The organism is Thalassospira profundimaris WP0211 (assembly GCF_000300275.1).
GTDB lineage: Bacteria > Pseudomonadota > Alphaproteobacteria > Rhodospirillales > Thalassospiraceae > Thalassospira > Thalassospira profundimaris.
In genome coordinates this window covers 150,352-176,484 of record NZ_AMRN01000001.1, presented here as the reverse complement: position 1 = coordinate 176,484, position 26,133 = coordinate 150,352, and the positions used below count along the sequence as shown (strand labels likewise).

The 26,133-nt window shown below is 55.8% G+C and carries 26 protein-coding genes; 19 read left to right on the top strand and 7 right to left on the bottom strand.

The window, feature by feature from the left end; genetic code table 11:
• The first annotated feature begins 211 nt into the window (after window positions 1-211).
• The 6 genes from TH2_RS00660 (at window position 212) to TH2_RS00635 (ending at window position 6,062) form a co-directional block, all read left to right on the top strand.
• On the top strand, window positions 212-1,090 hold the full coding sequence (locus TH2_RS00660; protein WP_008888455.1) for an HpcH/HpaI aldolase/citrate lyase family protein: 879 nt from the start codon (window positions 212-214) through the stop codon (window positions 1,088-1,090).
• Window positions 1,091-1,209: 119 nt separating this feature from the next.
• Window positions 1,210-2,259: a MaoC family dehydratase gene (locus TH2_RS00655; RefSeq protein ID WP_008888454.1), complete on the top strand. Its 1,050-nt coding sequence runs from the start codon at window positions 1,210-1,212 to the stop codon at window positions 2,257-2,259.
• Window positions 2,260-2,662: 403 nt separating this feature from the next.
• Window positions 2,663-3,043, top strand: coding sequence for a succinate dehydrogenase, cytochrome b556 subunit (gene sdhC / locus TH2_RS00650; protein ID WP_008888453.1), 381 nt, complete (start codon window positions 2,663-2,665; stop codon window positions 3,041-3,043).
• A 26-nt stretch (window positions 3,044-3,069) separates the two neighbouring features.
• A complete protein-coding gene (gene sdhD / locus TH2_RS00645) occupies window positions 3,070-3,453 on the top strand; it encodes a succinate dehydrogenase, hydrophobic membrane anchor protein (RefSeq protein ID WP_008888452.1) in 384 nt (127 codons plus the stop codon).
• A gap of 4 nt (window positions 3,454-3,457) precedes the next feature.
• Window positions 3,458-5,254, top strand: a complete 1,797-nt coding sequence (gene sdhA / locus TH2_RS00640) for a succinate dehydrogenase flavoprotein subunit (protein ID WP_008888451.1) — start codon at window positions 3,458-3,460, stop codon at window positions 5,252-5,254.
• Between the two features lie 25 nt (window positions 5,255-5,279).
• Window positions 5,280-6,062: a succinate dehydrogenase iron-sulfur subunit gene (locus TH2_RS00635; protein WP_008888450.1), complete on the top strand. Its 783-nt coding sequence runs from the start codon at window positions 5,280-5,282 to the stop codon at window positions 6,060-6,062.
• Window positions 6,063-6,159: 97 nt separating this feature from the next.
• Here TH2_RS00635 and TH2_RS00630 read toward each other — a convergent pair whose 3' ends face one another.
• Entirely contained in the window at window positions 6,160-6,504 is a 345-nt protein-coding gene (locus tag TH2_RS00630; protein WP_008888449.1) for a type II toxin-antitoxin system RelE/ParE family toxin, read from the bottom strand.
• Complete coding sequence (locus tag TH2_RS00625) at window positions 6,494-6,763, bottom strand: ribbon-helix-helix domain-containing protein (RefSeq protein ID WP_008888448.1); 270 nt, start codon at window positions 6,761-6,763, stop codon at window positions 6,494-6,496. The genes TH2_RS00630 and TH2_RS00625 overlap by 11 nt, the downstream gene beginning before the upstream one ends.
• 262 nt (window positions 6,764-7,025) lie before the next feature.
• Between TH2_RS00625 and TH2_RS00620 the strand changes: the two genes are divergently transcribed.
• On the top strand, window positions 7,026-7,706 hold the full coding sequence (locus TH2_RS00620) for a tetratricopeptide repeat protein (protein ID WP_157193742.1): 681 nt from the start codon (window positions 7,026-7,028) through the stop codon (window positions 7,704-7,706).
• 70 nt (window positions 7,707-7,776) lie between these two features.
• Here TH2_RS00620 and TH2_RS00615 read toward each other — a convergent pair whose 3' ends face one another.
• The 4 genes from TH2_RS00615 to puuE form a co-directional block, all read right to left on the bottom strand.
• Window positions 7,777-8,283 (bottom strand): ureidoglycolate lyase, encoded by a 507-nt coding sequence (locus TH2_RS00615; protein ID WP_008888446.1) that lies wholly within the window; start codon window positions 8,281-8,283, stop codon window positions 7,777-7,779.
• Between the two features lie 12 nt (window positions 8,284-8,295).
• Window positions 8,296-9,312, bottom strand: a complete 1,017-nt coding sequence (gene alc / locus TH2_RS00610; RefSeq protein ID WP_008888445.1) for an allantoicase — start codon at window positions 9,310-9,312, stop codon at window positions 8,296-8,298.
• A gap of 77 nt (window positions 9,313-9,389) precedes the next feature.
• Window positions 9,390-9,917 (bottom strand): 2-oxo-4-hydroxy-4-carboxy-5-ureidoimidazoline decarboxylase, encoded by a 528-nt coding sequence (uraD, locus tag TH2_RS00605; protein ID WP_008888444.1) that lies wholly within the window; start codon window positions 9,915-9,917, stop codon window positions 9,390-9,392.
• A gap of 17 nt (window positions 9,918-9,934) precedes the next feature.
• On the bottom strand, window positions 9,935-10,852 hold the full coding sequence (gene puuE, locus TH2_RS00600) for an allantoinase PuuE (RefSeq protein ID WP_008888443.1): 918 nt from the start codon (window positions 10,850-10,852) through the stop codon (window positions 9,935-9,937).
• Window positions 10,853-11,286: 434 nt separating this feature from the next.
• On the opposite strand from puuE, the gene uraH reads away from it, so the two are divergent.
• The 9 genes from uraH to TH2_RS00555 all read left to right on the top strand — a co-directional run bounded on the left by uraH (window position 11,287) and on the right by TH2_RS00555 (window position 22,395).
• Window positions 11,287-11,640, top strand: a complete 354-nt coding sequence (gene uraH / locus TH2_RS00595; protein WP_008888442.1) for a hydroxyisourate hydrolase — start codon at window positions 11,287-11,289, stop codon at window positions 11,638-11,640.
• An 8-nt stretch (window positions 11,641-11,648) separates the two neighbouring features.
• Entirely contained in the window at window positions 11,649-13,145 is a 1,497-nt protein-coding gene (gene xdhA / locus TH2_RS00590; protein WP_008888441.1) for a xanthine dehydrogenase small subunit, read from the top strand.
• Window positions 13,138-15,534, top strand: coding sequence for a xanthine dehydrogenase molybdopterin binding subunit (gene xdhB / locus TH2_RS00585; protein WP_008888440.1), 2,397 nt, complete (start codon window positions 13,138-13,140; stop codon window positions 15,532-15,534). The genes xdhA and xdhB overlap by 8 nt, the downstream gene beginning before the upstream one ends.
• 3 nt (window positions 15,535-15,537) lie before the next feature.
• The gene (gene xdhC / locus TH2_RS00580; protein WP_008888439.1) at window positions 15,538-16,578 is read left to right on the top strand and encodes a xanthine dehydrogenase accessory protein XdhC; all 1,041 of its coding nucleotides are present in this window, start codon (window positions 15,538-15,540) and stop codon (window positions 16,576-16,578) included.
• Window positions 16,579-16,946: 368 nt separating this feature from the next.
• Window positions 16,947-17,420, top strand: coding sequence for a nucleoside deaminase (locus TH2_RS00575; RefSeq protein WP_008888438.1), 474 nt, complete (start codon window positions 16,947-16,949; stop codon window positions 17,418-17,420).
• 63 nt (window positions 17,421-17,483) lie between these two features.
• Entirely contained in the window at window positions 17,484-19,115 is a 1,632-nt protein-coding gene (locus tag TH2_RS00570; protein ID WP_008888437.1) for an ABC transporter ATP-binding protein, read from the top strand.
• Complete coding sequence (locus tag TH2_RS00565; RefSeq protein WP_008888436.1) at window positions 19,102-20,181, top strand: ABC transporter permease; 1,080 nt, start codon at window positions 19,102-19,104, stop codon at window positions 20,179-20,181. The genes TH2_RS00570 and TH2_RS00565 overlap by 14 nt, the downstream gene beginning before the upstream one ends.
• Window positions 20,181-21,101, top strand: a complete 921-nt coding sequence (locus TH2_RS00560) for an ABC transporter permease (protein WP_008888435.1) — start codon at window positions 20,181-20,183, stop codon at window positions 21,099-21,101. The genes TH2_RS00565 and TH2_RS00560 overlap by 1 nt, the downstream gene beginning before the upstream one ends.
• Window positions 21,102-21,312: 211 nt before the next feature.
• Entirely contained in the window at window positions 21,313-22,395 is a 1,083-nt protein-coding gene (locus TH2_RS00555; protein ID WP_238538635.1) for a BMP family ABC transporter substrate-binding protein, read from the top strand.
• Between the two features lie 83 nt (window positions 22,396-22,478).
• Here TH2_RS00555 and TH2_RS00550 read toward each other — a convergent pair whose 3' ends face one another.
• Window positions 22,479-22,841, bottom strand: coding sequence for a hypothetical protein (locus tag TH2_RS00550; RefSeq protein WP_008888433.1), 363 nt, complete (start codon window positions 22,839-22,841; stop codon window positions 22,479-22,481).
• A 362-nt stretch (window positions 22,842-23,203) separates the two neighbouring features.
• Between TH2_RS00550 and TH2_RS00545 the strand changes: the two genes are divergently transcribed.
• From TH2_RS00545 to TH2_RS00535, 3 genes are all read left to right on the top strand, one after another.
• Window positions 23,204-23,737: a PAS domain-containing protein gene (locus TH2_RS00545; protein ID WP_008888432.1), complete on the top strand. Its 534-nt coding sequence runs from the start codon at window positions 23,204-23,206 to the stop codon at window positions 23,735-23,737.
• A 44-nt stretch (window positions 23,738-23,781) separates the two neighbouring features.
• Window positions 23,782-24,951: a methyl-accepting chemotaxis protein gene (locus TH2_RS00540; protein ID WP_008888431.1), complete on the top strand. Its 1,170-nt coding sequence runs from the start codon at window positions 23,782-23,784 to the stop codon at window positions 24,949-24,951.
• Window positions 24,952-25,029: 78 nt separating this feature from the next.
• On the top strand, window positions 25,030-26,067 hold the full coding sequence (locus TH2_RS00535) for a histone deacetylase family protein (protein ID WP_008888430.1): 1,038 nt from the start codon (window positions 25,030-25,032) through the stop codon (window positions 26,065-26,067).
• Window positions 26,068-26,133: the final 66 nt, after the last annotated feature.

The window sequence follows — 26,133 nt, the reverse complement described above, 5'->3', positions numbered from 1 at the left end:
CTGGATTCAATTACTGTGTGTACTAGACCCCTCTAATACTATTAGCTTTATCGCCATACGATCAGCAAGTACTGATTGTTAAATAATAATTTATGATCTGGTTGGTATGCCGCACCGCAAAAAGTGGCTTGCAGTGAAAAGCGAGTTTGGGTAATTTTCGTAAAAATAAATATCAAATATTGTACGAATATTATCAAACGGGAGATTCCTGATGGCTGCAGCCCCACGTCCGCGCCGTTCTGTTTTGTATATGCCGGGATCGAACGCCCGTGCCCTTGAAAAGGGGCGCACGCTTCCGGCCGACGGGCTTATTCTGGATCTTGAGGATGCGGTGGCCCCGGATGCCAAGGATACCGCGCGTGATCAGATTGTCGCAGCCCTTGCCGAAGGCGGATATGGCAAACGCGAAATTCAGATCAGAACGAACGGCCTGAACACGCCGTGGGGCTATGCCGATATTGTTGCAGCCGCCAAAACATCGGCGGATGCCATCCTGCTGCCCAAGGTGGAAAGTGCCGATACGGTGCGACAGGTTGCCAATATCATGGAGGCGGAAGGCGCGCACGCAGGCATGACCATCTGGTGCATGATGGAAACGCCGCTTGCGATGCTTAATGCCAAGGAAATTGCCGGTGCCCATCCGCGTTTGGGCGGGTTTGTCATGGGGACGTCCGATCTTGCCAAGGATCTGAACTGTGCGCATACGCCGGATCGTCTGCCGATGGTGACCAGCCTTGGTCTGTGTCTGCTGGCGGCACGGGCCTATGGGCTTGTCATTCTGGATGGTGTGCATCTTGATCTGTCTGATGATGCCGGGTTTGAGGCGTCCTGCAAGCAGGGGCGCGCGTTTGGCTTTGACGGCAAGACGCTTATTCATCCCAAAACCATTGCGGCTGCCAACGAAGCCTTTGCCCCGGCAGAGGCCGAGATCGACTGGGCGCGTAAAATCATTGCCGCCCACGAGGAAGCCAGTGCTGAAGGCAAGGGTGTGGTCGTGGTTGATGGCAAGCTGATTGAAAATCTGCATGTGGTGTCGGCCAAGAAACTGGTCGCGATGGCAGATTTGATCGCGGAAATGGACGGCGCCTAAGCGCCCGAACAGTACAAGACATATGGTTCGCGCCAGACGAACAATTGGCTGCATCCAAGACAGCCAATTTGGCGCGCACTGCTATCAGATAGAAATACGGCCTTCAGGGAGGCAATTGAATGTCAAAGACCAATCCGGGCAATTATTTTGAGGATTTCCAGATCGGACAGGAAATCCGCCATGCCACGCCGCGCACAATCACAAGCGGGGATGTTGCCCTTTATACCGGGCTTTATGGCCCGCGCTTTGCCGTGCAGTCGTCTGACGAGTTTGCCCAAAGCATCGGCTTTAAGGCAGCACCCGTGGATGACCTGTTGGCCTTTCACATGGTGTTTGGCAAAACGGTGCCCGATGTGTCGCTGAATGCGGTGGCCAATCTGGGCTATGCCGGGGGTGTGTTTGGTGTTCCGGTCTATCCCGGCGATACGGTGAGTTCGGTTTCTACCGTCACCGGGATCAAGGAAAATTCCAACGGCAAGACCGGTGTGGTTTATGTCAATTCCGTCGGGCGCAATCAGCGCGGCGAGATGGTGCTTGATTACAATCGCTGGGTCATGGTGCGCAAACGCGATGAGAGTGCCCCGGCCCCGGAAACGGTTCTGCCGGAATTGCCCGGCGTGGTCGCGCCCGAGGCGTTTCAGATCCCGGTCGGGCTTGATGTATCGGGCTATTCGACCGAGCTTTCCGGATCACCGCACCGCTGGGATGACTATTATGTCGGCGAAAAGATCGATCATGTCGATGGCATGACCCTGGAAGAGGCCGAACATCAGATCGCAACAAGGCTTTATCAAAACACCGCCAAGGTTCATTTCGATCAGGTCGCGGCCAATGGCGGGCGATTTGGCAAGCGGTTGATCTATGGCGGGCATATCATTTCGCTGTGCCGTGCCCTTTCATTCAATGGCCTTGGCAACGCGTTCCGGATTGCCGCAATCAATGCCGGTGCGCACGCCAATCCGGCCTTTGCCGGGGATACGATTTTTGCCTGGTCGGAAGTTCTGGGCAAGTTCGAGGTGCCCGGTCGTCGTGATCTTGGCGGGCTTCGCCTGCGCCTTGTCGCGGTCCGCGACCGTCAAGCCAGTGACTTCCCGCTTAAGGACGCGGATGGCAAATATCGGTCTGATGTGTTGCTTGATTTCGACTACACGGTGCTGATCGCGCGCTGACTCGTCATAAATCCTGGGGCGGCTTAACTTTTCGTTTGGCTGCGCCAGGGTAATTTCGCCGCGCGCCTGGGCCCGGTCTTGATCGGGTGAGGGCGCATTCATATGTGTTTGCAATAAATAAGACCCGATCCGCTGGCAGTTTCCTTGCGTAAGAAGGTCTAATTGTGCGATTGCTAAAAGCACGTTACGCCGTAAGTGAATGACCCGTGTCCTTCGCAGCGCCCTTCCCGCAGGGTGTTTACGGTGTCTGAGAGGTCAACCTACGTAGTTTAACGGAGGCAGTTGAGGCGTTTTGTCACTGATTTCTTTGGTTTACAAAGGGGTTCAGATTGACTCAAACCCGCTGCATGGGTAAATAAACCCTGCTTTCCCGCCAGCTACTTTGAGAAGAGGCAATTCCGCTATGAGCAAAGCCAATCGGCCGCTGTCTCCGCACTTGCAGGTGTACCGGCTTCCGATGACGGCAAAGATGTCCATCTCCTTCCGCGTGATGGGTGTCGGCCTTGCCATTGGTTTCGTATTTTTGGCGTCCTGGCTGATTGGTGCCGGCGCTGGTCGTGAAGCCTTTAACGGCTATCACGGATTTTTCACCTCGTGGTTTGGTCTGCTGCTGCTGTTCGGTTGGACGGCGGCGTTTTATTACCACGCCTGCAACGGGATCCGTCACCTTGTCTGGGATACCGGTCGCGGCCTGACGAATGAGGGTGCTGCCAAAGGCAACCCGATCGTCCTTGGCGCGGCAGTCGTGCTGACCATTCTCACCTGGATCATCGGTCTGGCCTAAGGCCGGGCAAGAGGGGACAACTTGTCATGAAGATGCAATCCGATCTGGGCCGTGTCCGCGGTCTCGGTTCTGCCAAAAGTGGCTCTTCGCACTGGTGGACCCAGCGCGTTACGGCTGCTGCAAACCTTCCGCTCGGCATCTGGTTCATTGTTTCTATACTTGCCGGGCACACGGCGAATTACGATGCCGTTCACGCTTGGTTGAGCTCGTATTTCCATTCAACCATGATGATCCTGATGATCGTCAGTGTTGCCGTGCATTTCACGCACGGCCTGCAGGTTGTGATCGAAGATTATGTGCATAACCGTAAAGCAGAAGTGATCTCGCTGATGCTGATCAAGGCGGTCGCAGCGTTCTTGTCTGTGGCGGCCATCGTATCAGTCCTGCGTATCGTTTTTGCCGGAGCCTGAGCCAATGAGTGAATCTTATAAAATTATCGACCATAACTACGACGTCGTTGTTATGGGTGCGGGTGGCGCGGGTTTGCGCGCGACACTGGGTACGGTTGAAGCCGGCCTTAAAACCGCATGTATCACCAAGGTCTTCCCGACCCGTTCGCACACCGTTGCTGCCCAGGGTGGTATCGGTGCCTCGCTTGGTAACATGTCCGAGGATCACTGGCAGTGGCATATGTATGACACCGTCAAGGGTTCGGACTGGCTCGGTGACCAGGACGCGATCGAATATATGTGCCGTAACGCCGTTCCGGCGGTTCATGAACTTGAACATTACGGTATGCCGTTCTCGCGGACTGAAGATGGCAAAATCTATCAGCGTCCGTTCGGTGGCCACACCCGTGACCACGGCAAGGCGCCGGTTGAACGTGCATGTGCCGCAGCCGACCGTACCGGTCATGCCATGTTGCATACCCTGTATCAGCAGTGCCTGAAGCACAAAGCAGAATTCTTTGTCGAATATATCGCCCTTGATCTGATCATGGACGAAGACGGTTCGTGCAAAGGTCTGGTCGCCTGGGATCTCGATACCGGTGAGCTGCATCGCTTTAACGCCAAGATGGTCATTCTGGCCTCTGGCGGTTATGGCCGTGCGTTCTTTAGCTGCACCTCGGCCCATACCTGTACTGGTGACGGTCATGGCATGGTGGCGCGTGCGGGCCTTGGCCTTCAGGATATGGAATTCGTTCAGTTCCACCCGACCGGCATTTACGGTTCAGGCTGCCTGATTACCGAAGGTGCCCGTGGTGAAGGTGGTTACCTGACCAACTCCGAAGGCGAGCGTTTCATGGAACGTTATGCGCCGACCGTTAAGGACCTTGCATCGCGTGACGTTGTTTCGCGCGGTATGGCACAGGAAATCCGTGATGGTCGTGGTGTTGGCGAACACGGCGAATACATCCACCTGCACCTTGAACATCTTGGTTCGGAAGTGCTGTGGGAACGTCTGCCGGGCATTACCGAAACCGCGAAAATCTTTGCCGGTGTTGATGCGACCAAGGAACCGATCCCGGTCCTGCCGACGGTCCATTACAACATGGGCGGTATCCCGACCAACTATAAGGGCGAGGTTCTTCGTCCGACTGCCAAAGACCCGAACGCGATTGTTCCGGGCCTGATGGCGGCTGGTGAAGCGGCGTGCGTTTCGGTCCATGGAGCGAACCGTCTGGGTACGAACTCGTTGCTTGACCTTGTTGTGTTTGGCCGTGCATGTGGCCTGCATGCAGCCGAAGTGGTCGATCCCAAATCATCCTTCAAAGAACTTAAAACCACCGATGGCGACGAGGCGATTGCACGCTTTGACCGTCTGCGTTGGGCAAAAGGTTCGCGTCCGACGGCTGATATCCGTCTGGAAATGCAGCGCGTCATGCAGGGTAACTGTGGCGTGTTCCGGACCTCGGAAATCCTGAAAGAGGGCAAGGACAAGCTTTCTGAAACCGCCAAGACGCTTCCCGACGTCGGTGTTTCGGATCGATCCCTCATCTGGAACTCGGACCTGGTCGAGACCCTCGAGCTTGAGAACCTGATGACCTGTGCCGCTGCAACCATGAATTCGGCAGAAGCGCGTCATGAATCGCGTGGTGCACATGCCCACGAAGATTTCCCGAAGCGCGATGACGAAACCTGGATGAAGCACACGATTGCGACGGTCGACACCGAGAAGGGCTATGGCGTTGATCTGACCTATCGTCCGGTCAACAACTTCACCCTTACCGATGAAGTGTCGTATATCGAGCCGAAAGAGCGCGTCTATTAAGGCGCGGCAAGAGAGGATTTGAGAGATGGTAGAATTCAATCTTCCCGCCAATTCGGTCGTCAAAGAGGGCAAAACGTTCTCTGCGCCGGCTGACGCGAAGAATGTCCGTGCGTTCAAGATTTACCGTTTTGATCCGGACAGTGGCGACAACCCGCGTACCGACACCTATGACATCGACCTCGACAAATGCGGGCCGATGGTTTTGGACGCGCTGATCAAGATCAAGAACGAGATCGACGCGACCCTGACTTTCCGCCGTTCTTGCCGTGAAGGCATTTGCGGTTCGTGCGCGATGAACATCGATGGCCGTAACACGCTTGCGTGTCTCAAGCCGATCGAAGACATCAAGGGCGAAGTAAAGATCTATCCGCTGCCGCACATGCCGGTGGTCAAGGATCTGGTGCCGGATCTGTCCCAGCCTTATGCGCAGCTCGCATCGATCGAGCCGTGGCTCAAGGCCGACAGCCCGACCCCGCCGGATGGCGAACGTCTGCAGTCGCGTGAAGAGCGTGCCAAGCTTGATGGTCTTTGGGAATGCATTCTGTGCTTCTCCTGCTCGACCGCGTGCCCGTCTTATTGGTGGAACTCCGACCGTTACCTCGGCCCGGCTGTTCTGTTGCAGGCGTATCGCTGGTTGGCAGATTCGCGTGACGAATATACCGGTGAACGTCTCGACGCGCTCGAAGATCCGTTCCGTCTGTATCGTTGCCACACGATCATGAACTGCACCAACACCTGCCCGAAAGGCCTGAACCCGGCGCTTGCGATCACCGAAATCAAAAAGATGATCGCAGAACGCCGCGCGTAAAGCCGCAGGCTTGTTGCCCTGATATTGGCGTATGATGCCTGCTTGTTAAAGCCGCCGAGGATCAATGATCCCGGCGGCTTTTTCTTTCGAAATCTGATTATTGCAAAAGCCGGGCAAGCATATGGCGGACATGATCCTGACCGCCAAAGAAGATGGCGAGGATGCGGACTGTCTGTGCGTCCTCAAGGATATCAAACCAGACAATGGCACGGCCGAGTGTTACGTGACGAAGTCCGGGTAATATGGCGTCATGCAAGGTGCCGCAAAAAGGGGTATTACCGAGTTTTTCGATGTCGCTATGAATATCGAGAAGGCGCTGCTGAGCGTGGGAAATGGCACTGTCGGGGTGCTCGCCAAAGCCGACATAGCTTTGAAACAGAAAGTCGAAAATCAGTTCAAAGTCACGTTCGGCATCTGCCGAATAGATGACCTCATAGGTCATGCGATGTACGTTTCTTGGTCGCGATGGCCGAAATCCGGTTTTTCATCTCTGTGTTGGAGACAAACTGACCTTCGCGCCGGGCTGTAAGGATCTGTCTAAGCGCCTCGGTCTCAAGAGACTCGGTTTCGGATTTATCGCGCAGTAACTCAAGGCCCTGCTGAAGCACGGCGCTGACACTGGGATATTTGCCCTGTGCGACCAGCTCGCGGGCAAAGGCGTTTTGACTATCTGTCAGAGAAATAGACGACTTCACGGTCATTGATGCGCTCCCTTGGTAGATAGATGGTGCTACCCAGTAGTATTCATGTCAAGTTCCGGCTGTGAATTTGTCGCGCTTTGTTAATATCTGTCTTACGCAAAACCGCTAAGGTTCTGGTCTGGTTTTCATCAAGCAGGGAACGTTCGCCTTGTCCCATCGCGTTATTTCATCTGTTCGTGCTTTTGCGCCTTTTCTTGGTTTGGGTTTTCTTTTGGGCCTTGCTGCCTGCGGGGAAACTGCCCCGAAGTGGGAGGCGCAGGATATGTTTGCCGCGCCCACCGAGCAAAAGGTTGATGATCGCTATCGGGCGATGATTGATTTCAAGGCCATGGCGCGCGATGCGGCGGGCAAGGAATATGCCGCCGGGCCGAATGCCACGGTGATTGGCGCGGTCGAGGAGGCGGTTGCCATGTGCCAGCAGGCCAATGCACAAGGCTGCAAGGCGGTGCGGGTCGGGCTGACCTGGGTGGATGGGCTTGATCAAAGTGCCATTGAAAGCGTGATCACATCTTACCGCGATACCATGACGGCCGAGGCCTATCAGGCGGCAGGCCAGGGCAATATGGGGGCGGCCAACTGGCTCGCCTATCATTATGCGGTGCGCGGCGAAAACCTGCAGGAGGCCGAACGCCTGTCAAAGCAGGCCTTGCAGGTGGCCCCGGATGATCCCGGTGCCCTCGATACCTATGGATTGATCCTGTATCGACAGGGGCGATATCAGGAAGCTGAAGAAGTGTTTATCCGTGCCAACAAAGCAATGCCAACGGCCGAGCATATCGCGCATTTCGCCGATAATGCGCTGGCGATGGGCAAGACTGAAATGGCACGGGCAGCCTATCAGCGCGCGTTAGAAGCGGGGGCTGGTCCGGTTCTGTCCCAGACCATTCAGAAGCGCTTGCTGGCTTTGGATCTGAATGGCGGGGCGGCGGCACCGGCGCAGTAAGAAGTATCTGCAACAGGAAAAGAAAAAGGCCGGGAATTCCCGGCCTTTGTTATTTCGTCACTTTGCTGCTTTACGCCCAATCCAGCGTGATGACTTCGCCGTCGACCAGTGGCAGGTCGACTTCATTGAGGTTGTTGCCAGGCCCTGCGCGATCCACGATCAGAAAATCGCTGTCTTCTTCAAGCACGAGCAACGGGTGATGCCAGACGTTTTTGGCGTAGGTAACACCTTGGGTGCCATCAGAAAGAAACGCGCGCAGGTCCTCGGGCTTTGGCGTTTCAGTGCCTGACGCGACGACAATCAGGAACTTCTGACCTGCAAGCGGGATGAAGGCCTGCGAGCCCAGCGGGTGGCGTTCCATCATCTTGATTTCAATCGGCTTGGGCCGCGGGGTGCCGCGAAAGATGCTGATGATCGGGGCGCCGCCTTCGTCGCTGACATCAACGCGCGAGATATCATGGAAGCGGGTCGTGGTGCCCTGATTGATCTTGTAGGTGTCGCGTGCGGTGGCGGTCGAGATCACCTCGCCAAACGGGGCGAAGGCATCCGGGGTCAGATATTCGATGGGAAGCTGCATGATCCTGCCCCGTTACTTGGTCGGTTTGCCAAGAATTCGCAAACGGCTGATGCCGCCATCGGGGATTGAGTTGACCCGAAGGTGGGTGACCGGACCATTGACACTAAGTGCGGATGCATCGAATTCGTGGATGTGGTCGGCCTGCATCTTGCTTTCAGGCAGGATGGTCGACCAGAACATCGAACGTGCACGAAGTGACTTGTCCTTTTCACCGTCAACATAGGCACCCTGGATTGATACGCGGTCCGGATAGTTGCCCTTGAAATGGCAGGTATCGACAATGATCTTTTCGATCTCGCCCGGATGACCCAGCTCGACAATCAGCCATTCATTACCCGGTTCACGACGGCGGCGGGTTTCCCAACCATCACCCATATTCACCCCGCGACCCGGTGCCAGAATGGCATTCGGGTTGCCGTAATGGGCATCGGACCAGCCAACAACCACACCGCCATTGATCATTGTGGCCAGATCGACCTGTTCGCCCTTGGCGGCCATTTCCGTCCAGTCGCGGTTCGGGCGACCATAGACGCGCAGGCGTGCGACACCTCCATCGGGGTAGATGTGCAGGCGCACATGGGTATAGATTGCCTCGGACGTGACATCGGCATAGTGATGCGCACTGGCACCAAGGCCCAGTGGGGCAACGATTTCATGCCATTTGGTGTCGTCGGTCGGATCGCCACTTGGGCAATAGCAGCTTTCAAGTGAAGCAGCCGGCGGGAAGTTGCCGGTGAAGTGGCTGGTATCGATATCGACACCGTAAATTCGGCCCGATGTCGCCAGACGGACGACACAGTAATCATGGCCTTCGACGCGTTTGCGGCGGCTTTCCCAGCCATCCATCCATTTGCCGTGATCGTCATAGCGGTCAGGGTAAAACACCGCGTCGGCGGTTTGCAGCATGCGCTGCTTGTCGGCGAAGAAATCGTCGGTCGCAAAGATTGCTTCTGCGCCCAGACGTTCGTCGGCCAGATTGACAAAGCGCCGTGCAAATTCCGGTACGTCGGTGTTTTCCTGATGGCTCATGGTCTTTTTATCCTGAAATAGTCGTTTATTATCTGGCGGTCACAGGTGATTGCTGCGTCTGGTGCTGTGGTGAAACCCTACAGCGCTTCGAGCCGCAATTTGGCAATGCGGTGAACCTGTGCGATCGCCTCATTGAATTCGGTTTCCGGGTCGTTTTTCACGCGCCGCTCGAACGCTTCGAGGATATCGGTGCGATGGAAACCCTTGACGGCAAAGATGAACGGAAAGCCGAACTTCTGTTTATAGAGATCATTAAGCTCGGTAAAGCGGGCAAGTTCACCCGGTGTGCATTGATCAAGCCCGGCGCCCTTTTGTTCGCTTTGTGATGACTCGGTCAGATCAGCCAGCGCAAGCTTGCCCGCAAGATCGGGATGGGCGCGCAGAAGCGAGAGTTTGTCGTCATCAACCGCGCCATTGACGATGGCCGCCATGGCATCGGCAAGTGCCGCAGGGGTGTCGAGGTTTTTGGCGATGCCGCGTTCATAAAGCTGATGGGCAACCCACGGAGAATGTTCGTAAACCCAGCCATAAAGCGACACGAACGCGCTCTCGGCGAGTGTGCTGGGTGGGCGGGTTTCAAACAGGGATTGGGTGGTTTCTGTCATTGGGACCTTGTGTTTCTTTATTCGCCGCCAAACGGGTGATGTTCGCGCCAGTGACGGGCGATATCAATGCGGCGGGCAAACCAGACATTATCGTGGCTCTGGACATAATCAACAAAGCGCTTGAGGGCCGCGAACCGGCCCGGACGCCCGACCAGACGGCAATGCAGACCGATTGACATCATGCGCGGGGTTTCGGTTCCTTCGTCATAAAGGGTGTCGAAGCTGTCCTTGAGATACTGGAAATACTGTTCGCCGGAATTGAAGCCCTGCATGGCGGCAAAGCGCATGTCGTTGGCATCAAGGGTATAGGGCACGATCAGGTGCGGGGTGTCGGTCTGGGTGCTCCAGAACGGGAGTTCGTCGCTGTAATCATCGGCGTCATAGAGGAAACCGCCTTCCTCAGCCACCAGACGACGGGTATTGGGGCTGGTGCGGCCAGTATACCAACCAAGCGGACGTTCGCCGGTGACGTTCTTGATGATCTCGATCGCCTTGTGAAGGTGTTCGCGTTCCTGATCTTCGGGCATGTATTGGTAGTCAATCCAGCGATAGCCGTGCGAGCAGATCTCGTGACCATCCTTCATGGCGACTTCGCCGACCCTGGGGTGACGGGCCAGCGCCATGGCGACGGCAAAGATGGTGATCGGGATCTGGCGTTCGCGAAACAGGTTCAGAATACGCCAGACACCCACGCGCGAGCCATATTCATAGATCGACTCCATGCTCATGTGGCGGACGCCTTCGCGCATGTCAGCACCGATGATTTCAGACAGGAAAGCTTCGGATGCGCGATCGCCATGCAGGATGCAGTTTTCGCCGCCTTCTTCGTAATTCAGCACGAACTGAACAGCAACGCGCGCCTTGTTCGGCCAGTTGGCCTTGGGCGGGTTTTCACCATAACCAATCAAATCACGCGCATATGTCTGGTCGTTCATGCGAACCTTCTCCTGAATTCTGTGGGATTGATCCCGTACGCCCGGCTTTGTTGTCGGGCCTGTTTGGTGTAGCATTAACCATCGGCCGCAGCGCAGCAAGAAAGAAACCTGCGGATGCGAAGCCAAAGACGTGCCGCACTATCAAGGCTGTTTTGATAATGTTCCTGGACGGGATCAGATCGGGGCCGCGTTTTTCGCGGTCTTTCACAGCGTTTTGCCTGTGTTTCCGTTCATAATGCCTGAAACGGTTCTATTCGTTTTTCAAAGATTTGTTGATATAGTTTCACGTTATCGCCTCTTTCCCCCGGACGGGGTGTAATGCGACGATTTTAGATCGCTTAAAAATGGTTCGGCACAAAACTTCATAAACAGAATGCCGTTCCCGGGGAGAAGCGACCGCTCATAAAATTAAAGAACGAGAGAGGAGGCCCGGCATGGGACGACTGACCACCCATGTACTGGATACGGCAAAAGGCTGCCCGGCGGCCGGAATCCGCATTGAGCTGCATCGCTTTGACAACGGCCATGATGACATGGTTGCCGAAGCCGTGACCAATGCCGATGGCCGCACCGAAGGCCCGATGCTTGAGGGGGCCTCTTTCAAACCCGGCCAGTATCAGCTTGTTTTCCATGCCGGTGATTACTTTGATGCCAGCGGGACAGAGCTTCCGGATCCGAAATTCCTCGATCAGGTCGTGATCCGGTTTGGCATTTCTGATGGGCAGGCGCATTACCATGTGCCGCTGTTGCTGTCGCCGTTCGGCTATTCCACCTATCGCGGTAGCTGAGGACAGACATGGCAAGTGCGACCGGATCCTTCCGTTCTGATATCCGTTTTTTGCTCGGCGACGAGGAGCGCAGCCTGCGTGATATTGATCCGCAGATGACGGTTCTTGAATATCTGCGCCTGACCGAACGCAAGTCCGGAACCAAGGAAGGCTGTGCCGAGGGCGATTGCGGGGCCTGCACGGTTGTGCTGGGCGAACCCGATGGCAAGGGCGGAATGGCGTATCGCACGGTAAATGCCTGCATCCAGTTCGTGCCGACCCTTGATGGCAAACAGCTTTTGACCGTGGAGCATCTTAAATCGACGGACGGTACCCTGCATCCGGTTCAGCAGGCGATGGTCGATACCCACGGATCGCAATGCGGTTTCTGTACGCCCGGCTTTGTCATGAGCCTGTATCAGCTGTGGCTGGATGGCGGCGAGGATGACCGCGGTGAGATTAATGATGCACTTGCCGGGAACCTTTGCCGTTGCACCGGCTATGGCCCGATTATCGAGGCCGCGCGCAAGGCCGGCGGTGTCGCCGCAAATGACAGTGCCGAACAAAAACGCCGTGCGGATATTGCCGCCAGATTGACTGCGATGGTCGAAGGCGAAGGCACGCTTGCGCTTGAACATCCGGCCGGGCGCTATTTCGCGCCGCGCACATCTGATGAATTAGCGGCCCTTTTGGTGGCGCACCCGGATGCCACGGTTCTGGCCGGGGGGACGGATGTTGGTCTTTGGGTGACCAAGATGCTCAAGCGTCTGGATCCGATCATTTACATTGGCGATGTCGCCGATATCCAGTCGGTTTATGAAACCGAAGATGCGCTGATTATCGGGGCTGGTGTGACCTATAGCCGGGCACATGAGGCGCTGGGTCGGGTGGCCGCCGATGTTGGTGAACTGGTGCGCCGGATTGGCTCACGGCAAATCCGCAATGCCGGGACCGTGGGCGGTAATATCGCCAACGGATCACCGATTGGCGATACGCCGCCGGCCTTGATTGCGCTGGGGGCCAAGATCGTGCTGCGCATGGGCGATGTGCGTCGTGAAGTGCCGCTTGAAGAATTCTTTATCAGTTATGGCAAACAAGACCGGGTTGCGGGCGAGTTTGTTGAAAGCGTGATTGTGCCCAAACCGCACAGCGGATTGGTGTTCAAGGCTTATAAAATTTCCAAACGGTTTGATCAGGATATCACGGCCGTTCTCGGGGCCTTTGCCATCAAGGTTGATGATAACGGCAAGGTTGCCGAATTCCGTGCGGCCTTTGGTGGCATGGCGGGCACCCCGATGCGTGCGAAAAAGTGCGAAGCGGCGCTGATCGGCAAGGATTGGAATGAAGCCAACCTCAATGCGGCGCAAATGGCATTGGCCAGCGAGTTTGAACCGATGACTGACATGCGGGCATCGAAGGAATACCGCATGCTGGTGGCGCAAAACCTTTTGACCAAGCTGTTTATCGAAACCAATGCGCCGGACGTTGCCACCCGCCTTGTTGGCAAGGAGGCGGCCCATGTCTGATCAGGTTTTGAAAGCCGATATGGACGAGGTTGTCGCACCGACCGCGGGACTGAGCGGTGGTGTTCGATCCAGCTCCAAACATGATAGCGGCCAGAAACATGTGGCGGGTGAGGCGGTTTATATTGATGACATCAATGAGCCGTTTGGAACGCTTCATCTGGCACCGGGTGCATCAAACATTGCGCATGGCAAGATTACCAAAATGGACCTTTCCAAGGTCCGCTCGGCCCCGGGTGTGGTTTGCGTTCTGACCGCCGATGATATTCCCGGCGTCAATGACGTTTCGCCAGCCCATACCCATGACGAGCCGGTTTTGCCCGATGGCATCGTGCAGTTTTATGGCCAGCCGGTCTTTTGCGTCGCTGCCGAAACCCGGGCGCAGGCCCGTGCGGCCGCCCAACTGGCCGAGATTGAATATGAAGAACTGCCCGCGGTTCTGGATGTTGCCGAGGCACTGGAAAAGCAGCTTTTCGTCGCACCGCCGCATGTGATGAAGCAGGGCGATGCCAAGGCGGCATTGGCGCGTGCCAAGCATCGCCATGCCGGGCGGATGGAGATTGGCGGGCAGGATCATTTCTACCTTGAAGGCCATATCAGCTTTGCCATTCCGGGCGAGGATGGTGATGTGTTGCTGCATTGCTCCACCCAGCATCCATCGGAAGTGCAGCACAATATTGCCAATGTGCTGGGCCGTCCGGCCAATGCGGTCACGGTCGAAGTGCGCCGCATGGGAGGCGGGTTTGGCGGCAAGGAAACGCAGGCAATGCAATGGGCGGCACTGGCCGCCATCGTTGCGACCAAAACCGGACGTCCGGCCAAGTTCCGCCTTGATCGTGATGACGACATGGTTATGACCGGCAAGCGCCATGATTTCATTGTCGATTACGATGTCGGCTTTGATGATGACGGGCGGATTTGCGGCCTTGATCTTCAATACGCGGCCAATTGCGGTTTTTCCGCCGATTTGTCAGCCGCGATTGCCGATCGGGCGATGTTCCATACCGACAATGCCTATTACCTTGGCGATGTCGAAATCCGGTCGTACCGCTGCAAAACCAATCTTGTGTCAAACACGGCGTTTCGTGGTTTTGGCGGGCCGCAGGGCATGGTCGCGATTGAACGCATCATTGATGAAATCGCGATGACCGTCGGGCGTGATCCGTTGGATGTGCGCATTGCCAATTATTATGGTGGCAAGGGTCGTGATACGACCCCGTACCATATGGTGGTCGAGGATAATGTCCTTTCGGAGCTGACCGACGATATCCTGAAAGCCAGCGACTATCGCAAACGCCGAGAAGAGATTACGGCGTTCAATGCCGAAAGCCCGGTTTTGAAAAAGGGCCTGTCGCTGACGCCCGTGAAATTCGGAATTTCCTTTACCACGACCTTCCTGAACCAGGCGGGTGCGCTGATCCATGTCTATCAGGATGGGTCTGTGCATCTGAACCATGGCGGGACCGAGATGGGGCAGGGCCTGTTTATCAAGGTCGCCCAGGTCGTGGCCGAGGAATTCCAGATCGATCTGGATCAGATCAAGATCACCCCGACCAATACCGGCAAGGTCCCCAACACATCGGCAACCGCAGCATCAAGCGGGGCGGACATGAACGGCATGGCGGCACGCGATGCGGCGATGACGATCAAGAATCGCCTGATTGCCTTTGCTGCCGAGAAATATGGTGTGGCGGAAAGTGCTGTGCGCTTTGTGCCGGGCAAGATCATTGTCGGCGACAAGGAAGAGCTCGCCTTTGCCGATCTGATCAAGCAGGCCTATCTGGCGCGTGTGTCGCTGTCGGCCACGGGCTACTACGCCACACCGAAAATTCATTATGACCGCGAAAGTTCATCGGGCCGGCCGTTTTATTACTTTGCCTATGGCATGGCGTGCTCCGAAGTTTTGATTGATACCCTGACCGGCGAATACAAGGTGACGCGCGTTGATATCATTCATGATGTCGGCCGGTCGTTGAACCCGGCGATTGACCTTGGCCAGATCGAAGGTGGCTTCATTCAGGGCATGGGATGGCTGACATCCGAAGAACTGTGGTGGGATGATAAAGGCAGCCTGCGCACCCATGCGCCGTCGACCTATAAAATCCCGGCATGTTCGGATCGACCGGAAGATTTCCGTATGGAGCTTTGGTCGTCAGGACGAAACGTTGAAAAAACCATTCACCGGTCCAAGGCGGTTGGTGAGCCGCCCTTGATGCTGGCGATTTCGGTGCATCGGGCGATTGCCGATGCAGTGGCCTCGGTCGCGGGCCACAAGATTGTCCCGGCCCTTGATACCCCGGCAACGCCCGAGGCGGTTTTGCATGCGGTGGCCGATTGCGCCAAGCGGATGATCGAAAAGGTTCATTCAGCACAATCGATGGCGGGGGAATAGGTCATGACCCTGTCGCGGCGCGATCATATCAGGCTGTTGTCCCAACCCGGTCCGGTGATGCTGGTCAGTGTTGCGGCCATTCGCGGATCAACCCCGCGGGAAGTCGGCGCCTTCATGCTGATTACGCCGGATGCGATTTCGGGCACGATTGGTGGTGGCAACCTTGAACATCAGGTCACACGCCGGGTGCGCGAAGGTTTTGACGCGGGTGCCGACAAGATGGCCGTTGCCGAGATCGCCCGGTTTCCGCTTGGTCCCGGTCTTGGGCAATGTTGTGGTGGATCGGTCGAGGTTGGTTTTCATCTGTTGCGCGGGGTCGCCAAAGAGACGCTGCGCACGGTTTTGCAAGAAATCGAAACCGCACCGATCCGTGCGGCTGGCCATTGGGTGACCGTACCGACCGATTGCAGCGACATCGGGCGCGTAAGTGGGCCGCATGCCAAGATGCTCTCAGACAGCTTTGGTGCGGCGCGCGGTGGGATTGTTACGTTAAATGGGCTGGAAACGCTTTGTTTGCGCCTTGATGACGCGCGCACGCCAATATGGATTTTTGGTGCCGGCCATGTTGGCAAGGCGGTTGTGCAGGCCTTGGCACCTTTGCCGTTTGATATTCACCTGATCGATTCGCGTGATGAGTTTCTGGCGGGGGTTGAAGGCGAAAATGTTCAGGTTTGTCAAAGTGATAAGCCCGAAGCAGAGGTCGTCGATATCCCGGCCGGGGCGCATGTTTTGATCTTAACGCACAACCATGCGCTTGATTTCGAGATCTGCCGGGCGGCTTTGGTGCGCGATGATCTTGGTTTTGTTGGCATGATCGGCAGCCAAACCAAGCGTGCACGCTTTATCCGACGGCTTGAAGACCGGGGGTTGAGCCCGGTTGAGATCGGTCGTCTGACCACTCCGATTGGAATTCAAGGCATTACCGGCAAACAGCCGGTGGTGATTGCGGCATCGGTTGCCGCACAGGTGTTATCGGTGCGTGAAGCACAGATGACGCAAACGCAAATGCCAAAATCCGCATCAGACGGGTTGGGCGACGGCTAGGGTCAGGACCTACTAATTTGATTGGAATGGCAGAGCTTATATTTGTGAAATACAAGGAAGATACCCCTGAACGGGTCGGCATCCCGTTCAAGGGATTTGACGCAGGAGTTTGCAAATATAAGCTCTGTCCTTCGGATCACTCAGATTTGCACGGACTACTTTGTCGCAGAACCTTGAAAGATAAATATCTTCCTGCGGTTTTGCTTCGCGTATCCGCACAAATCTGAGCGACCATTCGAACCAAATTAGTAGGTCCGGACCCTAAAGCCTTCTTTGAGGGCAATATTAATGATAAAGGGCCGCGCAATGACGGCCTGTCAGGCGGTTCGGGCAACCGGACCAGAGGTTTCGTAGAGGAGAGTTTGGCTGTGTGTGACGCCAAGGGCCATATGCGCCATGCCGTGGATTTGTCGCGGCAAAAGATGGATGAGGGATGCGGTGGTCCGTTCGGGGCAATCATCGTTCGCAATGGCGAAGTGATTGCAGAAGGATGGAACAATGTGACGTCCCAGAACGACCCGACGGCCCATGCCGAGGTCAGCGCCATTCGCGCGGCCTGTGCCAAGCTTGGCACGTTCAATCTGTCGGGCTGTGAAATCTATACCAGTTGCGAACCTTGCCCGATGTGCCTGTCTGCGATCTATTGGGCCCGTCTTGACAAGATCTATTATGCCAATGGCCGCGAAGATGCTGCTGCCATCGGATTTGATGATCAGTTTCTGTATGATGAGGTGGCAAAGCCGATCGAAGATCGTTCATTGCCAATTGTGCATGTCGATTTGCCCGAAGCGCGCGAAGTGTTTGCCGCCTGGGATGCCAAAGCCGACAAGATCGAATATTGAGACCGTTTGACTGCAATGCGTTATGCGGTAAAACCGCGTGCTGGATGCAAGACATATCGCTAAATGGGGGTGGCAACAGTGACGTCAACGACCGGTGAAGCCGGGGCAAATACCGTGAAGGGGGCAGGGCCAGCGCAGCTTGAAGTGCGCGGCGTGACCAAAGCCTTTCCGGGCTGTCTGGCCAATGACGATATCAGTTTCCGTATCGAGCCTGGTGAAATCCATGCGCTTTTGGGTGAAAACGGCGCGGGCAAAAGTACGCTTGTCAAAATCATCTATGGCGTGCTGCAGGCCGACGAGGGCGAGCTGATCTGGGAAGGCAAGCCGGTGACGATCGCAAGCCCGCATGATGCGCGCGAAATGGGGATCGGCTTGGTGTTCCAGCATTTCTCGCTGTTTGAAACCATGACGGTGCTTGAAAACATCGCACTTGCGATGAATGACGTGCGCGATATGGATGCGCTGCGCAAGCAGGTGCTTGAGGTCGAAAAGACCTATGGCCTGCCGCTTGATCCGGACCGTCATGTTTACACGCTGTCGGTTGGGGAGCGTCAGCGCATCGAGATCGTGCGTTGTCTGTTGCAGAATCCCAAACTTCTGATCCTGGACGAGCCGACCTCGGTCCTGACGCCGCAAGAAGTCGAAAAGCTGTTTGAGACGTTGCGTCGTTTGGCCGATGAAGGCTGTGCGATCCTTTATATCAGCCACAAGCTGCATGAAGTGAAGGCCCTGTGCCAGAAGGCAACTGTGCTGCGCGGCGGCAAGGTTGTTGGCGGCTGTGACCCGCGCGAAGAAACCGCAAAATCGATGGCCGAAATGATGATCGGCCAGAAACTGACCGCGCCGGACCGGGGAAAATCCCGCGAATTTGGTGATGTGCGGCTTGCGGTTTCCAATCTGTCGCTTGAAAGTGATGAGCAGTTCGGTACCGACCTTAAGGGGATTAATCTTGAGGTGCGCGGTGGCGAAATCATGGGTGTTGCCGGGGTTGCCGGGAACGGTCAGAACGAATTGTTCCGCGCCCTTGCCGGGGAAACCGAACAACAAGCGGCCCCGGACAGCATCAAGATCGATGGCAAATCGGTTGCACATTTCGGCCCGCGCCGCCGTCGTCGACTGGGCGCGACTTTTGTTCCCGAAGAACGCAACGGTCATGGGGCTGTGCCGGACATGAGCCTGTCGGAAAACGGGTTTTTGACCGCATTCCGGCGCATGGCGCTTTCGGCACGCGGTCTGATCCGCGAAGTTCCAACCAAGTCGTTTGCCGATAACATCATCAAGACTTTTGATGTGCGCACCACTGGTTCCGGGGCAGAGGCCGGATCGCTTTCGGGTGGCAACCTTCAGAAATTTATCGTCGGGCGCGAGATTTTGCAGGACCCGGGTGTTCTGGTGATTTCCCAGCCGACCTGGGGTGTGGATGCCGGGGCGGCCAGTGCCATTCATCAGGCATTGCTGGATCTGGCGGCAAAGGGTACGGCGGTTCTGGTGATTTCGCAGGACCTGGACGAGATTTATGCCATCTGTGACTCGGTGGTTGTGATGGCGGAGGGCAAAATGTCCAAACCGCGTCCGATGGCCGATGTCAGCATCGAGGAAATCGGTCTGTTGATGGGGGGACTTCATGATCTTGAAGGCAACGCGACCCCGGCGAACAACACGCAAGTAGAGGGAGGTCGCGTTGGTCAGGCTTGAACCCCGTCGCCAGCATTCACAGGCGATGGTTTATCTGTCGCCGGTTCTGGCAATCCTTATGACGCTTGTCGTCGGCGGGATCATCTTTGCCTTTATGGGCAAGAACCCGTTTGACGCGCTTTATACGTTCTTCATTCTGCCGATCAATAACAGCTATGGCATTTCCGAGCTGTTTGTGAAGGCGACCCCGCTTGTCATCATTGCGGTCGGTCTTGCCATGGGCTTCCGGGCCAATGTCTGGAACATCGGGGCCGAAGGCCAGTTGACCATGGGGGCGATTTTCGGCGGTGGTCTGGCGCTTTATTTCCATGACAGCGAAAGCATCCTTTTGATGCCAGCCATGTTTGTGCTGGGCGCGCTGGGCGGTGCGTTTTGGGGGGCGATCCCGGCGTTGCTGCGGACAAAGTTCAATGCCAACGAAATTCTGACCAGCCTGATGCTGACCTATGTCGCAACGCTGTTTCTAAGCTTCCTGGTGCATGGTCCGTGGCGGAACCCGGAAGGGTTCAACTTCCCGGAATCACGCCCGTTCCCGGATGCCGGTTTGCTTCCGATCATCTTTGAAGGATCGCGTGTGCATCTTGGTACGGCCGTTGCGGTGTTTGTCGTGATTGCCGGTTGGTTGTTGCTGTCAAAATCGGTGATCGGGTTCCAGCTACGTGTTGTCGGCAAGGCCCCACAGGCCGCCCGCCATGTCGGGTTCCGTCAAAAACGTATGGTCTGGTTTACTCTTCTTCTGGGTGGTGCGCTGGCCGGTCTGGCCGGTTTGTTTGAGGTTTCCGGCCCCATCGGGCAGCTACAGCCATCCATCTCGCCCGGCTATGGCTTTACCGCGATCATCGTGGCCTTCCTTGGGCGTTTGCATCCAGTCGGCATTCTGTTTGGCGGCTTGATCATGGCGCTGACCTATTTGGGTGGCGAACTGGCGCAGATTACACTCGGCCTGCCCAATGCTGTGACCGGGCTGTTCCAGGGCATCTTGCTGTTCTTCCTGCTGGCCAGTGACGTTTTGACCAAATACCGCATTCGTTTCGGCTCCATCGCGGCAAAAGGGAGAACCGCATAATGGAATGGATTGTTCCCTTTACCCTGACAGTAATCACCGCCTCCACGCCGCTTTTGCTGGCGGCATCGGGTGAGCTGATTACCGAGAAATCCGGTGTGCTTAACCTTGGTGTCGAGGGCATGATGCTGGTTGGGGCGATTACCGGTTTTGCGGTGACCGCTTCCAGTGGGTCGGCTGTGCTCGGCATTCTGGCCGCTGTTGTGGCGGGCACATTGATGTCGCTGATCTTTGCATTCCTGACACTCACCCTGATGGCCAATCAGGTGGCGACGGGGCTTGCGCTCACGATCTTCGGGGTTGGCTTTTCAGCCCTTGTCGGATCGGGCTTTGTCGGCTTTGCGATTGATCCGCTGCCAGCCCTTTCGATCCCGGGCATCAGTGCCATTCCGATCATTGGCCCGATCCTGTTTGGGCAGGACTTTCTGGTTTATCTGTCAATTGCGGCTGTGATCGGGATTTGGTGGTTTCTTGTCAAATCACGTGCGGGTCTCATTCTTAAGGCCGTTGGGGATTCCCATCATTCGGCGCATGCGATTGGCTATTCCGTGATCAAGATCCGCTATCTTGCCACCATGTTTGGCGGGGCGATGGCAGGCCTTGGTGGCGCGTATCTGTCGCTTTCATACACGCCGATGTGGGCAGAAAACATGACGGCCGGTCGTGGCTGGATCGCGCTGGCGCTGGTGGTGTTTGCCACGTGGCGTCCGGGGCGGCTGGTTGCCGGGGCCTATATGTTTGGCCTGATTTCGGTAATGCAGTTGCATGCGCAGGGGGCTGGCATTCATGTGCCAAGCCAGTTCATGTCGATGTTGCCGTATCTGGCGACTGTGATCGTGCTGGTGATTATTTCAAGCGACCGTGCGAAAATCAGACTGAATGCGCCGGCCTGTATCGGTCAGGCGTTCAGGGCCGCCCAATAGGGTTTCGGTGGCCTTAACAGCGGGACCGGAACACGTTAAATGATGTTTCGGCCCGACGACGGGAGGAAGACTGTACTTGCCAAACCTCACACAAGCCGGTCACGGCTTGGCCGGTTTGTCTGAGATTTGGTTTGTGCAGGAACGCGTCATTGATTGCGATCAGGAATTACGTATAAATCCTGATTGAGTGTCTAACAGGGAGACTGAAACTATGAATGCAAGCCTCGTGAAGCGCACACTTGCCGCCGTTGCGGCTGTTGGTGCCCTCGCAACCGGCATGGGTGCAGCCCAGGCCGAAGACGTTAAGGCCGGTTTTGTCTATGTCGGCCCGATTGGTGACCATGGCTGGTCTTATCGTCATGACATTGGCCGTCAGGCCATCGAAGCTGAACTCGGCGATGCTGCTTCGACCACGTTTGTCGAAAGCGTGCCGGAAGGTGCCGATGCTGAACGCGTGATCACTCAGCTGGCCCAGACTGGCCACAACCTGATCTTCACCACCTCGTTCGGTTATATGAACCCGACCGAAAAAGTTGCCAAGCGGTTCCCGAATGTGAAATTCGAACATGCAACCGGTTACAAGCGTGCCGACAACTTGTCGACCTATGCCGCACGTTTCTATGAAGGCCGTTATGTTGCTGGTGTGATCGCCGGTAAAATGACCAAGTCGAACATCGTTGGTTATGTCGGCTCCTTCCCGATCCCGGAAGTTGTCCGTGGTATCAACTCCTTCATGATGGGCGCATGGTCGGTTAACCCGGACGTGCAGGTCAAAATCGTTTGGGCCAACACCTGGTATGATCCGGGCAAGGAAGGCGATGCTGCCAAGGCCCTGATCGACCAGGGTGCAGACATCATGGTTCAGCACACCGACAGCCCGGCACCGCTTCAGGTTGCTGAAAACCGTGGCGTTCTTGGTTTCGGTCAGGCGTCTGACATGATCAAGTTCGCACCGAAGGCACAGCTGACCGCGATCGTTGATAACTGGGACAGCTACTATGTTGCCCGCGCCAAGGCCGTTGCCGATGGCACCTGGGAATCCAAAGACACCTGGGGTGGCATTGATACCGGTATGGTCGAAATGGCACCGTACACCAACATGCCTGACGACGTGAAAGCACTGGCAGAAGAAACCGCTGCCAAGATTGCTTCGGGTGAATTCCACCCGTTCACTGGCCCGATCTATGATCAGGCAGGGGAACTGCGCGTTGCAGAAGGCGAAATTGCTGATGACGGCATGCTGCTTGGCATGGACTGGTACATCAAAGGCATCGATGCCGAACTGCCGAAATAAGTCGGATTTCCGATCCATCCGGATCGGTTCAATGACGAAGCCCCGTGCATTAGCTTGCGCGGGGCTTTTCTTATGACGGTTTGTCAGGTTGGCTTCTTGGGACCGATCGGGCTTGGTTCGTCTGACTTTTCATAGGCGATCATTTCGGTTTTTGGATGCCGCAAGGCATAGAGTGCTGCGCGCCAGCCATGCAGCTTGACCTTGTGTTCGCGGGTTTTACCGGCCCACTTGTCGCGGAAGCGTTCCATATCTTCACGGCGACTGAAATAGATCACCATATCGACAATCGGGGCATTCTGGTCGCCGCGCGGGAGTTCGATATTCCGAATGCCCATCGTCCAGTTCTTGCTCATGACATTGATGTCGAGCCAGTCCAGCACAGCTTGGGCGGAATGTTTCTCGTGAATAACGACACGATATGGAAAATTCCGAAGATCTTTCGACATCGGTGTGTCCCTGACGGTTCCCGTTTGCAACGATGATACATGAAATCGTTACAAAGTTGCTTAATTCATGAATGTGATTGTGTCGCGTTTCGCGCATGTCACATGGATTGCCGATAGTGGAAATCCGTGATTGGCGCAGAAAGAAAAATGGCAAGCGCAGGTTGAATATCTACTAATCGGATAATACTTTATCCAATAATAATTCCAGATTACTGTGTTAGGTATTGAGAATGAAACGTGTGGAAAAATAATATTTAGCTTCGCACGATCATTTTCACATGATAATCGAGTAATTCATCCTGCCCGCAGCCCGAAATTGCGGGCATGTTTGGAAATAAAAATAAAGTATCGGGGTCTTAAAGGTGAGTGAAAAGCCTTCAGGCATTCAGCCTTCTGGGCGGGAACGTCATTTCAAACCGGACGAGTTGATCGTCAGCAAGACGGATCTCAAAGGGCATATTACCTACGCCAATGAGGTGTTTTTGCGCCTTTCTGATTATTCGGAAGGTGAGGTTTTGGGGAAGCCGCATGCGCTGATCCGACATCCGGATATGCCGCGCAGCGTTTTCAAGCTTATGTGGGACCGGATTTCATCCGGTCACGAGATTTTTGCCTATGTCGTGAATATGGCCAGCAACGGGGATCATTATTGGGTCTATGCCCATGTGACGCCGACCTTTGATGCCAGTCACAAGGTGATTGGATACCATTCCAACCGCCGGGTGCCAGATCCAAAGGTTCTGAGCGAAACGATCATTCCTCTCTATGCGGAACTCCGCAAGATCGAGGACAGTCTGCCCAATCGCAAGGACGGCATGAATGCCGCATCCGAGGCCTTGTCACAGAAGCTTTCTGATATGGGCATGTCATACGACGAGTTTATCCAAAGTCTCTAGAGGATCGCAAAGCGGTTCCCGAAAATGCAAGGTTTGAGGTTCTAATGTCTCTGTTCGGTGGTTCAAAATCGGGTATCAAAAAGGCACTGGATGTGGTTCTGGCCGCAGCGGACGGTGATTACGAAGCCCGCATTACCAATGTCGACAGTCATCCTGACATGCGCGAACTGTTTATTGCGATCAACCGGCTGATTGACCGCAATGATGCGTTCCTGCGCGAAAGTGCGGCATCCATGGGGGCGGTTTCCGAAAACCGTTATTACCGACGCATCGTCGAAACCGGGCTGGTCGGGGATTACCTGTCTTCGGCCAAGCGGATTAATGCCGCAAGTGCCTCCATCGAAAAGAAACTGTCCGGGTTTGCTGACATTCTTGATGAATTCAAAAGCGGTTCCTTTGCCGCGGTTGATGACATTGCCAATGCCGCGTCCGCCCTTTCCGAGGCATCCGGCGATGCCAATTCCATCGCGCACGAAACCAGTTCACGTTCGACCAACGTTGCCGCTGCGGCCCGCCAGACAGCGGCCAATGTCAGCGAACTTTCGGCCGCGTCCGAGGAGCTGAACGAGGCAATCCGCAATGTGTCCGAACAGGCACGTGAATCGGTTGAAATTGCAAACCGCGCCAACGGCCTTGCCCAGGAAACCGATGGTCGTATCGGACAGCTGGAAGCGGCGGCTGGCGAGATCGTTGAAGTGGTCAGCTTTATCCGCGACATTGCCGCCCAGACCAACCTTCTGGCATTGAATGCCACCATCGAGGCCGCCCGTGCCGGTGAAGCCGGCAAGGGCTTTGCCGTTGTTGCCAACGAGGTCAAGGGACTTGCCAACCAGACCAGCAAGGCAACCGAAAGCATCGAGGAAAAGGTTCAGGACATTCAAACCGCGATTGAACAGTCCGTCGGTTCGATCCGCGAGATCGCAGGCGTGATCGATGATCTGGCGGCACGTTCGGATACGATTTCGGGCAATGTCGAAACTCAGGCGAACCTGTCGACCAACATCACGCGCAATGTCGAACAGGCATCAAGCGGCGCACAGGAAGTTACCGACAATATCACCGTGGTTTCCGATATGGCCGGGCGTACCGGGGAAGCTGCCGATACCACACGCGACATGGCCAGTCGTCTTGCCGATCAGTCGGAAAGCCTGCGCAATCAGTTGGGGGTGTTCCTCGATACCATCGAAAAGCTGCTTTATACCGCCAAGAAATAGCCGCTTTCTGCGTGCAACAGGATGTGTCGGGCGTCATGATGGTACCCGGTCAGGATTTTCAATCAGGAGAGCGGTGCCATGCGGGTTTTCTTCAATTCGCGCCACGATGCCCATGACGGGGCAGGCGAAATGCATCACGGACGCATGGTGCCATGTTTCGAGAATGCCCGGCGTATTCCGATCATTCGCGATGCCGTCGCCCACGCGATCAAGGCGCAGCTGGTGGATCCGACCGATCATGGGATCGGCCCGATCCGCGCGATACATGAGCCGGATTATATTGATTTTCTGGAAAACGCCTGGAGCGAATGGACCAAGGCGGGGAAAAGCGGTGACGCCTTTCCTTATGTCTGGCCGACGGGCGGTTTTTCTGGCGGCAAGCCCGAACATATCAGCGCGCGTCTTGGTCAGTACGCCATTTCATCTGATACACCGCTCACCCAAGGGACCTGGAAGGCAGCCTATTGGGGCGCGCAGACCGTCATATCGGCAGCCGAAGCAACATGGAGCGAAGGCGAAGCTTCCTTTGCCCTGACCCGTCCGCCGGGGCATCATGCCCATGCCAACCGTTATGGTGGATATTGCTTCTTGAACAATGCCGCCATCGCCGCCCAGCACATGATTTCCAAGGGGGCGAAAAAGGTCGCGATCCTTGATATCGACTACCATCATGGCAACGGTGCGCAGGATATTTTCTATGAACGTGGCGACGTTTTGACGATTTCAATCCATGCCGATCCAACCCATCAGTTCCCGTTCTTCATGGGTTATGCCAATGAAACCGGGCGCAATGACGGGCAGGGAGCCAACCTGAATATTCCGCTGCCGGGTGGCAGTGATTTCGCGGGCTGGGGGGCTGGCTTTGCCAAGGCGATGCAGAAACTTCTGACCTGGCAGGCCGATGCGCTGGTGGTGGCCCTTGGTGTTGATGCCCACGAGGCCGAACCGATTTGCGACTTCAAACTCCAGACCGATGATTTCAACCGGATCGGGCAAATGATCGGGCGGATGGGGCTTAAAACCATGTTCACCATGGAAGGCGGCTATGCCCATGATGTGATTGGGCAAAACGTTGCTGCGGTTCTGAGCGGGTATCTGGCGCTTGCCAAAAACTAGGCCAGCCCAGGTCGAATACAAAAACGCCCCGGCATTTGTTCGGGGCGTTTTTTTGGTTAGCGTTCT

Bases quoted from the DNA above. Each gene is read 5' to 3' on its own strand.
- TH2_RS00660 (WP_008888455.1), top strand. From the start codon at position 212: ATGGCTGCAGCCCCACGTCCGCGCCGTTCTGTTTTGTATATGCCGGGA.
- TH2_RS00655 (WP_008888454.1), top strand. From the start codon at position 1,210: ATGTCAAAGACCAATCCGGGCAATTATTTTGAGGATTTCCAGATCGGA.
- sdhC (WP_008888453.1), top strand. From the start codon at position 2,663: ATGAGCAAAGCCAATCGGCCGCTGTCTCCGCACTTGCAGGTGTACCGG.
- sdhD (WP_008888452.1), top strand. From the start codon at position 3,070: ATGAAGATGCAATCCGATCTGGGCCGTGTCCGCGGTCTCGGTTCTGCC.
- sdhA (WP_008888451.1), top strand. From the start codon at position 3,458: ATGAGTGAATCTTATAAAATTATCGACCATAACTACGACGTCGTTGTT.
- TH2_RS00635 (WP_008888450.1), top strand. From the start codon at position 5,280: ATGGTAGAATTCAATCTTCCCGCCAATTCGGTCGTCAAAGAGGGCAAA.
- TH2_RS00630 (WP_008888449.1), bottom strand. From the start codon at position 6,504: ATGACCTATGAGGTCATCTATTCGGCAGATGCCGAACGTGACTTTGAA.
- TH2_RS00625 (WP_008888448.1), bottom strand. From the start codon at position 6,763: ATGACCGTGAAGTCGTCTATTTCTCTGACAGATAGTCAAAACGCCTTT.
- TH2_RS00620 (WP_157193742.1), top strand. From the start codon at position 7,026: ATGTTTGCCGCGCCCACCGAGCAAAAGGTTGATGATCGCTATCGGGCG.
- TH2_RS00615 (WP_008888446.1), bottom strand. From the start codon at position 8,283: ATGCAGCTTCCCATCGAATATCTGACCCCGGATGCCTTCGCCCCGTTT.
- alc (WP_008888445.1), bottom strand. From the start codon at position 9,312: ATGAGCCATCAGGAAAACACCGACGTACCGGAATTTGCACGGCGCTTT.
- uraD (WP_008888444.1), bottom strand. From the start codon at position 9,917: ATGACAGAAACCACCCAATCCCTGTTTGAAACCCGCCCACCCAGCACA.
- puuE (WP_008888443.1), bottom strand. From the start codon at position 10,852: ATGAACGACCAGACATATGCGCGTGATTTGATTGGTTATGGTGAAAAC.
- uraH (WP_008888442.1), top strand. From the start codon at position 11,287: ATGGGACGACTGACCACCCATGTACTGGATACGGCAAAAGGCTGCCCG.
- xdhA (WP_008888441.1), top strand. From the start codon at position 11,649: ATGGCAAGTGCGACCGGATCCTTCCGTTCTGATATCCGTTTTTTGCTC.
- xdhB (WP_008888440.1), top strand. From the start codon at position 13,138: ATGTCTGATCAGGTTTTGAAAGCCGATATGGACGAGGTTGTCGCACCG.
- xdhC (WP_008888439.1), top strand. From the start codon at position 15,538: ATGACCCTGTCGCGGCGCGATCATATCAGGCTGTTGTCCCAACCCGGT.
- TH2_RS00570 (WP_008888437.1), top strand. From the start codon at position 17,484: ATGGGGGTGGCAACAGTGACGTCAACGACCGGTGAAGCCGGGGCAAAT.
- TH2_RS00560 (WP_008888435.1), top strand. From the start codon at position 20,181: ATGGAATGGATTGTTCCCTTTACCCTGACAGTAATCACCGCCTCCACG.
- TH2_RS00555 (WP_238538635.1), top strand. From the start codon at position 21,313: ATGAATGCAAGCCTCGTGAAGCGCACACTTGCCGCCGTTGCGGCTGTT.
- TH2_RS00550 (WP_008888433.1), bottom strand. From the start codon at position 22,841: ATGTCGAAAGATCTTCGGAATTTTCCATATCGTGTCGTTATTCACGAG.
- TH2_RS00540 (WP_008888431.1), top strand. From the start codon at position 23,782: ATGTCTCTGTTCGGTGGTTCAAAATCGGGTATCAAAAAGGCACTGGAT.
- TH2_RS00535 (WP_008888430.1), top strand. From the start codon at position 25,030: ATGCGGGTTTTCTTCAATTCGCGCCACGATGCCCATGACGGGGCAGGC.